General features: G+C 30.7%; 9 protein-coding genes, 2 tRNA genes and 3 pseudogenes. 2 read left to right on the top strand and 12 right to left on the bottom strand.

The genetic code is table 11. The features are described 5' to 3' along the window. Positions 1–2 precede the first annotated feature (2 nt). The 8 genes and pseudogenes from pth to purR all read right to left on the bottom strand — a co-directional run bounded on the left by pth (position 3) and on the right by purR (position 8,088). Positions 3–567: pseudogene (gene pth / locus AGR56_RS04770) on the bottom strand (aminoacyl-tRNA hydrolase). 38 nt (positions 568–605) lie between these two features. Further along, positions 606–1,829: a trypsin-like peptidase domain-containing protein gene (locus AGR56_RS04765; RefSeq protein ID WP_231017018.1), complete on the bottom strand. Its 1,224-nt coding sequence runs from the start codon at positions 1,827–1,829 to the stop codon at positions 606–608. Positions 1,830–1,915: 86 nt separating this feature from the next. Further along, positions 1,916–3,340 (bottom strand): HAMP domain-containing sensor histidine kinase, encoded by a 1,425-nt coding sequence (locus tag AGR56_RS04760; protein ID WP_053241335.1) that lies wholly within the window; start codon positions 3,338–3,340, stop codon positions 1,916–1,918. A 1-nt stretch (position 3,341) separates the two neighbouring features. Then, the gene (locus AGR56_RS04755; protein WP_053241334.1) at positions 3,342–4,028 is read right to left on the bottom strand and encodes a response regulator transcription factor; all 687 of its coding nucleotides are present in this window, start codon (positions 4,026–4,028) and stop codon (positions 3,342–3,344) included. A gap of 265 nt (positions 4,029–4,293) precedes the next feature. Then, positions 4,294–5,269: pseudogene (locus tag AGR56_RS04750) on the bottom strand (ribose-phosphate pyrophosphokinase). Positions 5,270–5,295: 26 nt separating this feature from the next. Further along, on the bottom strand, positions 5,296–6,657 hold the full coding sequence (gene glmU / locus AGR56_RS04745; protein WP_053241333.1) for a bifunctional UDP-N-acetylglucosamine diphosphorylase/glucosamine-1-phosphate N-acetyltransferase GlmU: 1,362 nt from the start codon (positions 6,655–6,657) through the stop codon (positions 5,296–5,298). Positions 6,658–6,870: 213 nt separating this feature from the next. Next, on the bottom strand, positions 6,871–7,158 hold the full coding sequence (gene spoVG / locus AGR56_RS04740) for a septation regulator SpoVG (protein ID WP_053241332.1): 288 nt from the start codon (positions 7,156–7,158) through the stop codon (positions 6,871–6,873). Between the two features lie 114 nt (positions 7,159–7,272). Next, positions 7,273–8,088, bottom strand: a complete 816-nt coding sequence (gene purR, locus AGR56_RS04735) for a pur operon repressor (RefSeq protein WP_053241331.1) — start codon at positions 8,086–8,088, stop codon at positions 7,273–7,275. 550 nt (positions 8,089–8,638) lie between these two features. On the opposite strand from purR, the pseudogene murC reads away from it, so the two are divergent. Beyond that, a pseudogene (gene murC, locus AGR56_RS04730) lies at positions 8,639–10,013 on the top strand (UDP-N-acetylmuramate--L-alanine ligase). Positions 10,014–10,228: 215 nt separating this feature from the next. Here murC and AGR56_RS04725 read toward each other — a convergent pair. The 4 genes from AGR56_RS04725 to AGR56_RS04710 all read right to left on the bottom strand — a co-directional run bounded on the left by AGR56_RS04725 (position 10,229) and on the right by AGR56_RS04710 (position 12,433). Further along, positions 10,229–10,549, bottom strand: a complete 321-nt coding sequence (locus AGR56_RS04725) for a hypothetical protein (RefSeq protein WP_053241330.1) — start codon at positions 10,547–10,549, stop codon at positions 10,229–10,231. Between the two features lie 382 nt (positions 10,550–10,931). Next, positions 10,932–11,006: transfer RNA gene (locus AGR56_RS04720), tRNA-Pro, on the bottom strand. A 53-nt stretch (positions 11,007–11,059) separates the two neighbouring features. Beyond that, positions 11,060–11,135 (bottom strand) — tRNA-Pro (locus tag AGR56_RS04715). 116 nt (positions 11,136–11,251) lie between these two features. Further along, a complete protein-coding gene (locus AGR56_RS04710) occupies positions 11,252–12,433 on the bottom strand; it encodes an Ig-like domain-containing protein (RefSeq protein WP_053241329.1) in 1,182 nt (393 codons plus the stop codon). Between the two features lie 238 nt (positions 12,434–12,671). On the opposite strand from AGR56_RS04710, the gene AGR56_RS04705 reads away from it, so the two are divergent. Continuing rightward, complete coding sequence (locus AGR56_RS04705; protein ID WP_053241328.1) at positions 12,672–14,024, top strand: [Fe-Fe] hydrogenase large subunit C-terminal domain-containing protein; 1,353 nt, start codon at positions 12,672–12,674, stop codon at positions 14,022–14,024. Positions 14,025–14,096 lie beyond the last annotated feature (72 nt).

The raw sequence follows: 14,096 nt of genomic DNA, 5'->3' as shown, positions 1-14,096 counted from the left end.
TATTAAACTTCAATGCAATTAAATTTATTCATAGCACTTTCAACATCTTTGTCTATAATAAGTTCAACTGCATCGCAAGTTATTTTAAAAATTTTTTCCACTTTTTTTCCTATCTTCATCACAAAAATGCCCAAGAACATGTTTTACAAGATCACCTTTAGGCTGTCCAACACCTATTTTCACCCTTGTAAATTCATCTGAAGATAAATTCTGTATAATATTTTTAATTCCATTATGCCCTCCAGCACTTCCCTTTCTTCTTATCCTAAACCTACCAACCTCAAAGCTTATATCATCATAAAGCACTATGATATTTTCCTTCTTTATTTTGTAAAAATTCACAGCTTCTACAACACTTTCTCCACTTAAATTCATGTATGTTGACGGCTTTAAAAGTATAACTTTATTTTCTCCTATATTTAAGCTTCCATACATTCCTTTAAACTTAGCTTTATTTATAGAAACATTGAACTTATCTGCTAAGGCATCTATTGCATCAAAACCAATGTTATGTCTAGTGTGTGCATACTCCTCTCCAATATTTCCAAGTCCAACTACTAAAAACATATTATTTATCACTACTTTCATTACTTAAATTATTAAATTTATTCTTTATTTTCAGATAATACAACTTCACACTTTATATATTTACCCTTTCTATATACTTTACATGGTATTTTATCTCCAATCTTTTTATCCTGAATTATATCTCTTATATCATCAATACTTGTTACTTTAACTCCATCTAGTTCAACTATTATATCATCTGCTTTTATTCCAGCCTTTGCGAGTCCACTTCCACTAACAACTGATTTTACGTAAGCTCCTTGAATTCCATTGTTTTTATCAGCAAGTGCTGTTCCTCCAACTACTCCAAGAAATGGCCTTGTTACTTTTCCATTCTTTATAATTTCATCTATTATTTTTTTTGCTTCATTTACTGATATTGCAACACTCATGCCAGAATCAGCATATTTATCTCCAAGTTTAAGACTATTTATTCCTATTACTTCTCCGTTTTCATTGCATAACGCTCCACCGCTGTTACCTTGATTTATTACCGCATCTGTTTCAATAATTTTATATTTTGAAATCTCCCCATTTGTATCGTCTGGCAAATTTATATCTTTATTTATAGCACTTATAACACCTGATGTAACAGAGCCTTGAAATTCTTGTCCTAAGGGATTTCCAATAGCAATAGCACTATCTCCAATCTTAATCTTTGAAGAATCTCCAAATACTGCTGCAGGCAAATTACGTGAATCTATTTTAATTATAGCTAAATCAGACAAATTATCATATCCAATGAGTTTAGCCTTAAATACATTACCGTTTTTTCCATTAGGCAATTTAACAGTTATAGCACTTTGATCTTGTATAACATGGTAATTAGTTACAATATACCCATCTGACCTTATTATTATTCCAGAACCTACATACTCTTGGCTTTTTCCATCAAATCCATTTAAACTATTTTTTACTCCAACAACTGACGGTCCTACTTCCTGTGCAACTTTATTTATTGAATTTTCAGTTACCGAAGTATCACTATTAGTATTATTGCTACTTAACGCTTTCTTTTTCTGAAATATTGGAGTATTGCTTTTCACCAAAGAATCTGAGTACTTAACATTAACAATATACGCAGCCGTAACAGCACCAGAAATAGACGCAACAGCTATCATAAAAACAAATTTTAGTGCTGATCTTAACCTAGTCTTATTTCTGTTTTTCTTGAACTTAATTTGACCCAAACTGCTATCGCTGTCTTCTATATTCACTTCTCTCCAGTCAACATCCTTTATTTCATTATCATCGTTTGGCAATTAGTGCACCCCCATATAGGATTATTTATTATATTATAAGCTTAGTAGTTTAAAGAATTATGAATAAATTATTATAATTCAATAAATTAAGTTACTAATTTAAGTGAAAAAGTAAACTCAACTCCGCCCTCTTTTTTATTTTCAACATGTATATCCTCACCATGTTGTGTAAGTATACTTCTTACAATAGGAAGTCCAAGACCAGTACTCATCTTAGTAGTACGTGATTTATCTGATTTATAAAATCTATTCCATATATGCTTAAAATCCTCTTCATTAATTTGGGGACCATTATTATAAATTGATATATATGCTTTATTTGACTTTCCTCTTGTGGTTATTACTACTTTTCCATCATCATTTACATACTTTATAGCATTATCTATAAGATTAGTTAAAACTTGATTTATTCTGTCTTCATCACCTAAAACATACAAGGCATCAGAATTAAAGCATACATCAACCTTTAGTTTCTTTTCATTTATTTTTGTTTCAAATTTAATTACAGTATTCTTTATCATCTCATTAATATTTAATTTTACAATATTTAATTTTAAATGCCCAGCCTCCATAGAAGATAAATCAAGTAAATCATTTACAAGCCTTGTAAGCCTATTTATTTCATCATAAGTTAAAGATAAATAATATTTTTCTCTGTCCTGAGGTATTATTCCATCAAGTATACCGCCAATAAATCCTTTTATAGAGGTTATAGGTGATCTAATCTCATGAGATACATTTGATATAAATTCTCTTCTATTATTTTCTACTTTTTCAAGAGAATCTGCCATAAAATTAAAGGATTCCGCAAGTTCACCTATTTCATCATCTGATTCAATACCTACCCTTTTGTCAACTTCACCTTTTGCTATTTTTCTTGCAACACTATTAATTTCTCCTAAAGGTTTAATTATAATTTTTTGAGAAAAATAATAAATTACAAAGCATGCTGCGATTATTGCCAATATAGCTGATATCCATATTATTATATATACTCTTCTAAGTGGATGCTTAATGTCAGTAACGGAGGTATTTATCATTATAATTCCTTCAAATGTACCATTATAAGTTATAGGAATTTCATAAGTATGAACAGCTTTGTCAAATATCCCGTTATAGACATTAGTATTCTCCACCATTTTACCGCTTTTTATATCCTTTATATCCTTACTTACAATTTGCTTTCCTATCAATTTATCATACTGGGGATTGGATGTTGCATGAATATAACCATACATATCCATAATAAACATATCTGCTTTTATATCTGCACTTAAGTATCCTGATAACTCTTCAAGAGTATCATTGGTTCTTTCCTGTGATATATTGCCTGCAAAATATTGAAGGGCTACGGTCCTCACAAATTGAGATTGGCTTACTATTTGATTTCTTCTTTGAGTTAAGTAGTAATTTTGAAACCAAAATGATAAAATAGCTGAAGTCACTACAAAACTAAGTGAAATAATTATGGTAAAGGCTGCTATCATTTTAGAAAACAATCCATTTTTCATGCTACTTAACCTCAAATTTGTATCCTACACCCCACACAGTTTCTATCTGCCAGTTGGCTCCACCCTTTAACTTTTCTCTTAGTCTCTTTACATGTACATCAACAGTTCTTGAATCTCCCGGATAATCATAACCCCAAACCTCACAGAGTAACTGCTCCCTTGTAAAAACTTTATTTTTATTGTTAGCAAGGTAAAATAAAAGTTCAAACTCTTTAGGAGGCATCTTTATTTCTTCGCCCTTATAAATTACAGTATAAGAACTCATATCTATTTTTAAATCTTCAAAACTTAATTCGTTTTTTGATACATCTTCCATGCTCGTTCTTCTAAGCACTGCTTTTACTCTTGCTATAAGTTCTTTAGGTTCAAATGGCTTAACTATGTAATCATCGGCTCCAAGTTCAAGTGCAAGGACTTTGTCAAATGTCTCTCCTTTTGCAGTAAGCATTATAACTGGAGTGTTAAATTCTTTTCTTATCCATTTAAGTACATCTACTCCATCTATTTTAGGCAGCATTATATCCAAAAGCACTATATCTGGCTTATATTCTAAAAAGTTATCCTCAGCTTCTTTTCCATCATTACATACTCTAGTTGAATATCCACTGCTGTCAAGGTATAGCTTTATTACTTCACTTATATTTTCGTCATCATCGACTATTAGTACCTTACCTAATGTATTATCCATATACTCACTCCAAACTCCAAATATTATATAATTATAATTTAGCACACTTTTTTAATTAAATCATCATCATTATACATTATTAACTAAAAAAGCGGTTTAAAACCGCCTTTTTTATTAAATAAGCCAATAATTGATTGCATAAGTTAATACCCAAAATTCCATAGGAACGGAGAAACTTTTTCCTTACACTACCGTGAAAGCGAAGTAATAGTGATGAAAAAACAGTTTAAATAGAGCTTTATAAATCTTAGGTGATAAATCATTGTTACTTCGCAGTTTTTATTCCTCTTGAAAAAATTTTGCTTACTGATATGTCTTCATATATTCTTCTTATAGCTTCAGCAAATATAGGTGCTACAGATAAAACTTTTATTTTATCTATTTTTTCTCAGCTTCAACAGGAATCGTATTTAACGTTACAATTTCCTTTATTGGAGAGTTTCTAATCTTTCAATTGCCGGTCCTGACAAAACTCCGTGGGTACAGCAAGCATAAACTTCTTTTGCCCCCATTTTAAGAAGAGCTTCTGCTGCATTTACAATTGAACCAGCAGTATCTATCATATCATCAACAAGTATTACCTTCTTATTTTTAACGTCACCTATTATGCTCATTACTTCTGAAACATTAGGCTTAGGTCTTCTTTTATCTATTATAGCTATAGGTATATGAAGTTTTTCTGCAAACTTCCTTGTTCTTTTTACCCCTCCTATATCTGGTGAAACAGCAATAACATCTTCACAACCAAGATTTAGATTCTTAAAATATTTAGCTATTATAGGAACTCCTTCGAGATGATCAACAGGTATATCGAAAAAGCCCTGTATTTGAGGGGCATGTAAATCCATGGTAAGAACTCTGTCTGCACCTGCGGTATGAATTAAATCAGCCATTAATTTAGCTGTAATCGGCTGTCTTGCTTTAGCCTTTCTATCTTGCCTTGCATATGAATAGTGAGGAATAACAGCTGTAATTCTTCCTGCCGATGCTCTTTTAAATGCATCAAGCATAATTAGAAGTTCCATAATATTATCATTAACTGGCTCACATAAAGTTTGAACCAAAAACAAATCTGTTCCTCTTACAGTTTCATTAATATCAACAGACGTTTCTCCATTGCTAAATTTAGACACTTTAGAATCTCCAACACTAACTCCAATTATGTCCGCAATATCATGTGCTAACTCAGGATAAGAATTTCCTGTAAAAATTTTTATATTTTTCCATGGTTTATCATTTATAAAAATTCCTCCCTAACTTTATTTACTTAATCCCTTTTTTTAGTCCATCCTTCTTTTACTACTTGTCTTGCTCTAGCAATTGCAAACGCTCCCTCTGGAACCTTATCTGTTATAGTTGACCCAGCAGCAATATATGTATTATCTTCTACAGTAACTGGAGATACTAAATTTGTGTTGCAACCTATAAATGAGTGATTTCCTATAATAGTTTTATGTTTTTCTTTTCCGTCATAATTTACAACTACGGTTCCGCATCCAAAGTTACAATTTCCACCTACTTCTGCATCCCCTATATATGTCAAGTGTGATACCTTAGTACCATCTCCTATTGTAGACTTTTTGATTTCAACAAAATCACCAATTCTAACATTATTTCCAACTTTGCTTTCTGGTCTTATGTACGCATAAGGTCCAACTGTTGTATTTTCTCCAACATGGCTGTCAAGTATTACTGAGCTTTGAATTGTTACACCTTTTTCAATAACACTATTATCTATTCTAGAATTAGGATATAATGTACAATTTCCTTTAATAACTGTATTACCTTCAAGAACGTTACCAGGATATATTATGGTATCTGAACCAATTTCAACATCTAGTCCTATATATGTATTATTCGGATCTATAATTGTAACTCCATTTTCCATATGAAAATTATTTATTCTTTTTTTCATTATTTGAGCAACTTCTGAAAGCTGTACTCTTGAATTTATACCCAAAGTTTGTTCAAATGGAACTGAAATGGCTCCTACCTTTTTTCCTTGGCTTTCTAAAATTTCTATAACATCAGTTAAATAATATTCACCCTGAGCGTTATTATTATTTATTTTATCCAAATTATTAAGAAGATTTTCAATATCAAAACAATACATCGCAGAGTTTATCTCTTTAACACAAAGTTCTTCTTCATTGCAATCCTTATGTTCTACTATTTTCTTTAAAGAACCATCTTTATTTCTTATTATCCTACCATATCCTTCCGGATCATCTACTATAGAAGTCAAGACAGTAGCTGCATATCCACCAACCTCATGAAATTCAAGGGTCTTCTTTACAGTACTTTCCGTAATTAAAGGAGCATCACCTGTAAATATAGCAACAGTACCTTTTTTTCCTTTCAAAAACTCCCTAGCACATTTGACCGCATCGCCTGTCCCTAATTGTTCCTTTTGAAAAGAATAAGATACATTTTGCTTTTTTGTTGCTTCCTCTACCAGTTCTGCTCCTTTTCCTATTATTACATTTACATCATCTATTCCAGATTTTTTCATAGTATCTATAACTATATTAACCATTTCTTTACCACATACTTTATGCAGCACCTTAGGCAAATCTGATTTCATTCTTTTGCCTTTACCTGCTGCTAATATCAACGCACAATTATACATTTTAACATCGTTCAGCTTACACAGCTAACGATTTTCAACTCCCTTCACATACTATATATGTTGAAACTACATAAAAGTTTTAAACATTGTATTTTTTCTATATAAATATAATAAAACCTTTAAACAAGTTTTATTATATTTTATTGTAAACATAATTTCAATAGTGTAATATTTCAAAAAAATAAAAAAGGAGTTCTTAAACTCCTTTTTATTTTATTCCTCTGTTTCTGTTTTTGTTTCTTCTTCATTCTTTACTTTTTCATATTCTTCCAATATTGCTGTCTGAATCTTTTCTCTAGTCAATGTGTTTATTGGATGAGCTATATCCTTAAACTCACCATCAGGTGTCTTTCTGCTAGGCATAGCAATAAAGAGACCATTTTGTCCTTCAATAACTTTTATATCATGAACAACAAATTCATTATCAAAAGTTACTGAAACAATTGCCTTCATTTTTCCTTCTGAAGTAATTTTTCTTATTCTTACATCTGTAATCTGCATACAATACACCTCCAAAGATGCTTTACCTTTATGATTTAAATATAATATTCTCTATAACTTATGTTTTTCCTTCTAATTTTTTTAAAAAAAAAATTAAATTTTTTGAAAATTTTATTATTTATGTTCTGGTGAAGGCTCAACAATTGGAAAATTATCCTCTGAGATGCCTTTAAATTGAACCATTGAATAATAATCCTGAACTAATTTTTGAGGGTTTTCCATATTATCTACAAGTACACCTGTTCCCACTAGTTCACTATCAAATTCTTTAAGTAAATCTGCTATTCCAAATGCTGTCCCTCCAGCTTTCATAAGATCATCTATAAATATACATTTGCTTCCTTTATTCATGCACATTCTAGATAAAGACATGCTTTGAATTCTTTTAGATGAACCTGTTACATAATTTATAGTAACAACTGGTCCCTCTGTGACCTTGTTACCTCTTCTAACAACAACAAGTTGAACTCCCAAAAGCTTCGCAACCTCATACGCAAGAGGAATACCTTTTGTTTCAACTGTAACAACATAATCAATGTCAATATGATTAAATTGTTTAGCAAGTATCAATCCAGCTGAGCGTATTATTTTAGGATCAGACATTATATCTGTCATGTATAAAAAGTTCCCTGGTATTATTCTCTCCTTTTGTCTCAAAATTAAACATAAACTTGTTATAAATCGTTCAACTTCTTCATCAGATATATCACAGATATATCTGACTCCCCCTGCTGCTCCGGAAATTGTTTCTACTTTTCCACATTTTAGTCTTTCCATTGCATCTCTTACTATCACAATATCTTCACTTATAGTAGACTTTGCTGCATTAAACTTTTCAGTAAATGTATTTAGATTAATGATAGTATTTGGATTTTCTATTAAAATTTTAGTTATAGCTGAAACTCTATTATTTCTGCTGAACTTTTCCATTTTACCACCTGTTCTATTTAAATTCTGTATACGAACTATAGCAAATTATTTTTTGCTATTATTCATATTTTATTCTTATTTCTATTGTTAAGCAATAGTTATATTTAAAACTTTAAACTTTTTTTGAATTTATGTATTGTTTTTATGCATATTCGTATATAATTAAAACTGAATACCATATGAAACTACTGAGAATTTTTAAATTGACTATAATATTTTTGGTAACATTTTAATTTTGTCAAATTATAGAGTAAAGAGTACAGAGTAGAGAGTAGAGTGAAGGATGATTTTCTGTTACCACAGAAAATCTTAAAACTTAATGCTTTTGCCAATTTTTTCAAATCGCTTTGCTTATGTTTGCTAAGCTTCATTGTGTTTTAATAATTAAAGATTTTTCATAGTAAAACGTAGAAAAATCCACCTTCACTCCACTCTTTGCTCTCTACTCTCTACTCTTAATCTTTACAAGTTACCTGTATAAAACTATTAAATTGGCAGTTTCAACCTTTCAGGTAACATCTATATTATAAATATTAGGAGTGAATGGCTTATGTCTTTTAATTTTAAACATGATTCAAATAAAAAAATCCACTTTATAGGAATAGGTGGAGTTAGTATGAGTGGTCTTGCTGAAATCCTACTTGAGCACAATTATAAAGTTTCTGGTTCTGATGCAAAAAAATCCCTTGCTACAGATAAACTAGAAAAAAATGGTGCTGAAATATATATAGGTCATAACAGCAGTAATATAAATAATGTAGATCTTATAGTGTATACTGCTGCAATACCTAATGATAATCCTGAATTAATACGTGCAAAAGAATTGAACATCCCCCTTGTAACCAGGGCTGAATTTCTAGGCACCCTAATGAAAGATCATAAATTTAACGTTGCAGTATCTGGAACTCACGGAAAAACGACTACAACATCTATAATTTCCCACATAGTATTAAAAGCAAATCTCGATCCAACAATTTTGGTAGGAGGAGATTTAGATATAATAGGTGGAAATGTACGTGCTGGCAAAAGTGATTATTTTATTACAGAAGCCTGTGAATATAAAGCATCCTTCCTTCAATTTTTCCCTTATATAGGTGTCATATTGGATATTGATGCTGATCACCTTGATTACTATAAGGATATAGATGATATTGAGAGGACTTTTACAAAGTTCTCAAATTTAATACCTGAAGATGGATATTTGATAGCAAATTATGATGATGAAAGAACCGCTCGTGTTGCCTCAAAAGCAAAATGCAATATAGTGTCTTATGGTATAGAAAATGGTAAAATAACTGCTAAAAATATAGGTTATGATGATCATGGCTGTGCAGTATTTGATGTTTACAATGGAAATAAATTTTTATTTAATATAAGATTAAATATACCTGGTAAACACAATATTTTAAATACCCTTGCAAGTATAGCTACTGCTCTTGTACTTGACATTGATGCTAATTCAATAATAGCTGGAATTCAAAGTTTCAATGGTACTCACAGACGTTTTTGAAATAAAGGGCACCAAGGATGGTGTTACAGTTATAGATGATTATGCACATCATCCAACTGAAATAAAGGCTACACTTGCAGCTGCACAAAATTATCCTCATGAAAGAATATTCTGCGTTTTTCAACCTCATACTTATTCAAGAACTCAAAGTTTATTTAATGAATTTGCTAATGCATTTTCAAATGTTGATGCATTAGTTTTAGCAGATATATATGCAGCAAGAGAAAAAGATACAGGTGTTGTGAGCTCCAATATGCTTGGAGACGAAATAAGAAAAAATGGTGTTCCATGTAAAAACCTCCACAGCTTTGATGATATAGTAACTTATCTCAAAGAAAATTTAACTGAAGGAGACGTTCTATTCACAATAGGGGCAGGAGACGTGTACAAAGTAGGCGAGATGTTCTTAAAATAAAAATATTGCAAAGTAATAATTCTTTGTAACATTAAAAAAATTCATAAATCTAAAATAGAAAAATCACAAAATCCTAAAATATTTCAATAACTCGCTAACCGCTCAGACAGATTGAAATATCTAAGTATTTTGTGATTTTTCTATTAAGATTTATTGCATTTTCTTGAAATTGAGGCTTTAGATTTATAAACTTTATTTAACGCACTGAAAAATAATTAATGCGCATGATTTTTTTTATTCTCATTTACTCCTCTTGTTGGCACAGTAGATACAACAAATCCTATAAATATTGAAACTAATGCTGGAGCTGCTATATTAAGATATCCAACATATCTTGTTCTATATAGTATAAAGGCAGCCAGACCTGTTATAACAGTTGAAACCACAAAAATATATATAACAAACTTACCAAAGGAACTGATAAATTTTTCATATATTTTATGTCTTGTAGGACCACTTATTACACTTCTAAATATAAAATACGATGCAAAAATAAGGACTATATCAACTGCTGCTGAAATCAAAAAATTCGTCATAAAAAAACACTCCCTACCTATAATTTTAATAAACCCAAACACTATAAATCTATTACATTTTGCTTCCTAAAATACCGATATAAAGCCAACCTGCAAAATATATTTTAAAAACCATAATATATAGACTTCAGTGAATCACTTATAGTTTACCCTTAATAAGCTTTTTTAAACAAAAATGCGAAGTAACATTGCTTCGTCACATTAAAAAGATTCCATAAATCTAAGGTAAAAAATCATAAAATCCTAAGATATTTCAATAACTCGCTATAGCTTATACAAATTGAAATATCTAAGTATTTTATGATTTTTTTACTAAGATTTGTTAGAATTTTTTTAAACCGTTCCTTCAGCAATGTTACTTCGCATCTACTGTTAACTAATTTGGTCGGGGTGACAAGAGTTGAACTTGCGACATCATGCTCCCGAAGCATGCGCGCTACCACTGCGCTACACCCCGTGAAATTACTTTTGAATAAAACAATAAAACCTCATATAATATGAGTTTTATACTGGTCGGGGTGACAGGGATTGAACCTGCGACCTCATGGTCCCAAACCACGCGCGCTCCCATCTGCGCCACACCCCGCAAACATGTACTATTATACACAAACTTTAATAAAAAATCAATAGTAAATTTAAAAAAGTGCACAATTCACAGTTCACTGTGAACTGTGAATTATGAACTGTGCACTAATTCAACTGTTAATTAGGCTTGTACATAAAATATTGAAAAGCAGTAAATTGATCTGTATCAACAAGTAATATATCTCTTTTATGAAGCCCGTCATTAAAAATACTTCTTTGATTATCAACTATATAGGCCCATGAATGATCATTATCATTAACCCATTTTACAAAAGTATATGTGTGATTAGGATACCCTGTCGAATCATTTTTAGTAAAAGCCTGATCTCCTGAAATCAAATTATCCTTATTATAATCCTTTTTCCATCCATAGCTTGTAAGCAAATCGCTAAATTTGTGAGTATTACAAACCCAAGTAGGTATAGCAAATCCAACTCTTCTATAAGATTCACTAGCAAAATAAACGCACGTATTTGTTTCGCTATTGCCATTAAGCTTTGCTGCTGCATCTTCAACAGAATCTCTATTTGCTTTACTTGCCATTAAATAATTAAGATGACTTATTTGTAGAGCAGATTGATTTCTTGTCCCATTGCTTGCAGATGTTATTTGATATGGTGTTACATTCAAATTTAAATTAACACTCACATTTGTTCCATTCAACGTACCTGTAAAAGTATATGTTCCAACGATACTCGTATCAATACTATTATTATTCCACTGAACATCCCATTGCTTGGTGGTTCCATCAGGCATCTTAGCCTGAACCTCATTTGGAAGAGTATAATCATTAAATTGCATAACTGAAATGTTTATATTATCCGCAGATACTGGCAAATCTTGCGTCTTAAAATCCATTGTAACATCACTTTTTAGATTAGAACCATCTTGAGATTTTAAATTCTTTGAAATAACAATTGAATATTCTTTACTAGGTGCATAATCATTTACTGGAATTATGTTTATACAACTTGGATCAGACTGTTGAATATGTAAGTTTATTTGAAAAGAATTGCCAGTATCTTTTTCAATAACTTTAATTATGTCATTAGTAACCGTAGAAAAATTTACAGGTTTTGACAATTTAATAGTCCATATTTTATTAAGAGCTACACCTGTCTTTTCATCAATCTTATTAACTTCAGTTGCATTTGAAGAACTTGTTGTTTGTTGAACTGAAGTATCAGAGCTAGTTTGTCCACTATTTGTTTCTGCAAAAATAAGTTTTCCAGCTGGTAATACCTGAATTAAAACAACTATCGCTGCACATAGAAGTATCTTTTTTACAACATCTTTCACTACTATTTCCCCCTTAAATTATTACAATTATTTCAACTAAGCTATTTATTTGCCTATAATAATAAATTTTATAACAATAAATTTTTTTGTCTATCTTTAAAATAATATTTGCAAAATAGATACATATAAAATTGGATATACTAAAAATAAGACTATATCTAAAAGAATATTGTTAATAGACTTTAACATATAATATCAACACTTTTAAAACACAGTTCAAAATAAAGGAGTGATTATCTTGATTGACAAATATACAGAGCTATTTAAATCTTTAGTTGACTCTTATTATTCAGATACCTTTGATTCTTTCGTTTACCATGTGCTTTCAGATGATTCTGTGAACAAAGAGGAGCTTGCTAAAGTAATATCATCTTTATGTGGAACAAATATAAAATTTACTACTATAGATGAATTTACTGATGCTTTGAAAAAAGCAATTAAAAACTATAATCCAGATATAAAGCTTGTTGAAAAAATAAAGGATTGTTCTACTAAGTGTACAAATGATGGTGAAGAAACTGCATGTCAAAAATCTTGCCCATTTGATGCTATACTATTAGATAAACAAAAGCAAAACACATACATAGATGCTGACTTATGCACAGATTGTGGAAAATGCGTAGAAGTTTGTCCGTCAGATTCTTTATTAGACAAAACCGAATTTCTACCAATTCTTGAACTAATGAAGAATAATAAGACTGTAATTGCTGCAGTAGCCCCAGCAATTGCAGGTCAATTTGGCGAAAATGTAACTCTTGATAAATTACGAGCTGCATTTAAGAAAATTGGATTTTCTGACATGGTTGAGGTTGCTTTTTTTGCTGATATGCTTACTTTAAAAGAAGCTGTTGAATTCGATGAACATGTAAATTCAAAAGACGACCTACTTATAACCTCATGTTGTTGTCCTATATGGGTTGGAATGGTAAAAAGAGCCTATAAAGATTTAGTTAAATACGTATCTCCATCAGTTTCTCCAATGATTGCTTCTGGTAGAGTAATAAAAGAATTAAATCCAGACTGCAAAGTCGTTTTCGTGGGTCCTTGTATAGCAAAAAAAGCTGAAATTAAACAAAAGGATCTTTTAGGAGCTATAGATTTTGTACTTACATTTCAAGAATTAAAAGATATATTTGATACTCTAAATGTATATCCTGAGGAATTAACCCCTGAGCCTACAAAAAGCTATGCTTCAAGAGAAGGAAGACTATATGCCCGTGCAGGTGGAGTATCTACAGCAGTAAATGAAGCTGTTGCTCAGTTATTTCCAAATAAAAAAAATTTATTTAAATCACTACATGTTGATGGCGTCAAAGATTGCAAAGCTATACTTGAAAAAGCTCAGAACGGAGAAATGAAAGCCAATTTTCTAGAAGGCATGGGATGTGTTGGTGGATGTGTCGGTGGACCCAAAGCCATAATTCCAATAGATAAAGGAACATTTCATGCTAACAGAACAGCAGAAAACTCAGAAATTAAAATTTCCCTTAATAGCAGCTGTATGAAAGACATTCTAGCTAAAATCGGCATAAATTCAGAAGAAGATTTTAAAGATCATCATAAGGTAGAAATATTTGAAAGAGAATTTTAAACCCTATTTAATACACCCTTAACAATGCAAATGTATACTATAACTAATATATAATGAAACTACCTCCAAACT

It is taken from the genome of Clostridium sp. DMHC 10, from assembly GCF_001270375.1.
GTDB classification, from domain to species: domain Bacteria; phylum Bacillota; class Clostridia; order Clostridiales; family Clostridiaceae; genus Clostridium_S; species Clostridium_S guangxiense.
Note: the sequence above shows the minus strand (reverse complement) of the source record. Positions and strands in the feature narration are given on the sequence as shown.

Coding starts and splice junctions, on each gene's coding strand:
- AGR56_RS04760 (WP_053241335.1), bottom strand. CDS start 3,340: ATGAAAAATGGATTGTTTTCTAAAATGATAGCAGCCTTTACCATAATT.
- AGR56_RS04755 (WP_053241334.1), bottom strand. CDS start 4,028: ATGGATAATACATTAGGTAAGGTACTAATAGTCGATGATGACGAAAAT.
- glmU (WP_053241333.1), bottom strand. CDS start 6,657: ATGTATAATTGTGCGTTGATATTAGCAGCAGGTAAAGGCAAAAGAATG.
- spoVG (WP_053241332.1), bottom strand. CDS start 7,158: ATGCAGATTACAGATGTAAGAATAAGAAAAATTACTTCAGAAGGAAAA.
- purR (WP_053241331.1), bottom strand. CDS start 8,088: ATGGAAAAGTTCAGCAGAAATAATAGAGTTTCAGCTATAACTAAAATT.
- AGR56_RS04725 (WP_053241330.1), bottom strand. CDS start 10,549: ATGACGAATTTTTTGATTTCAGCAGCAGTTGATATAGTCCTTATTTTT.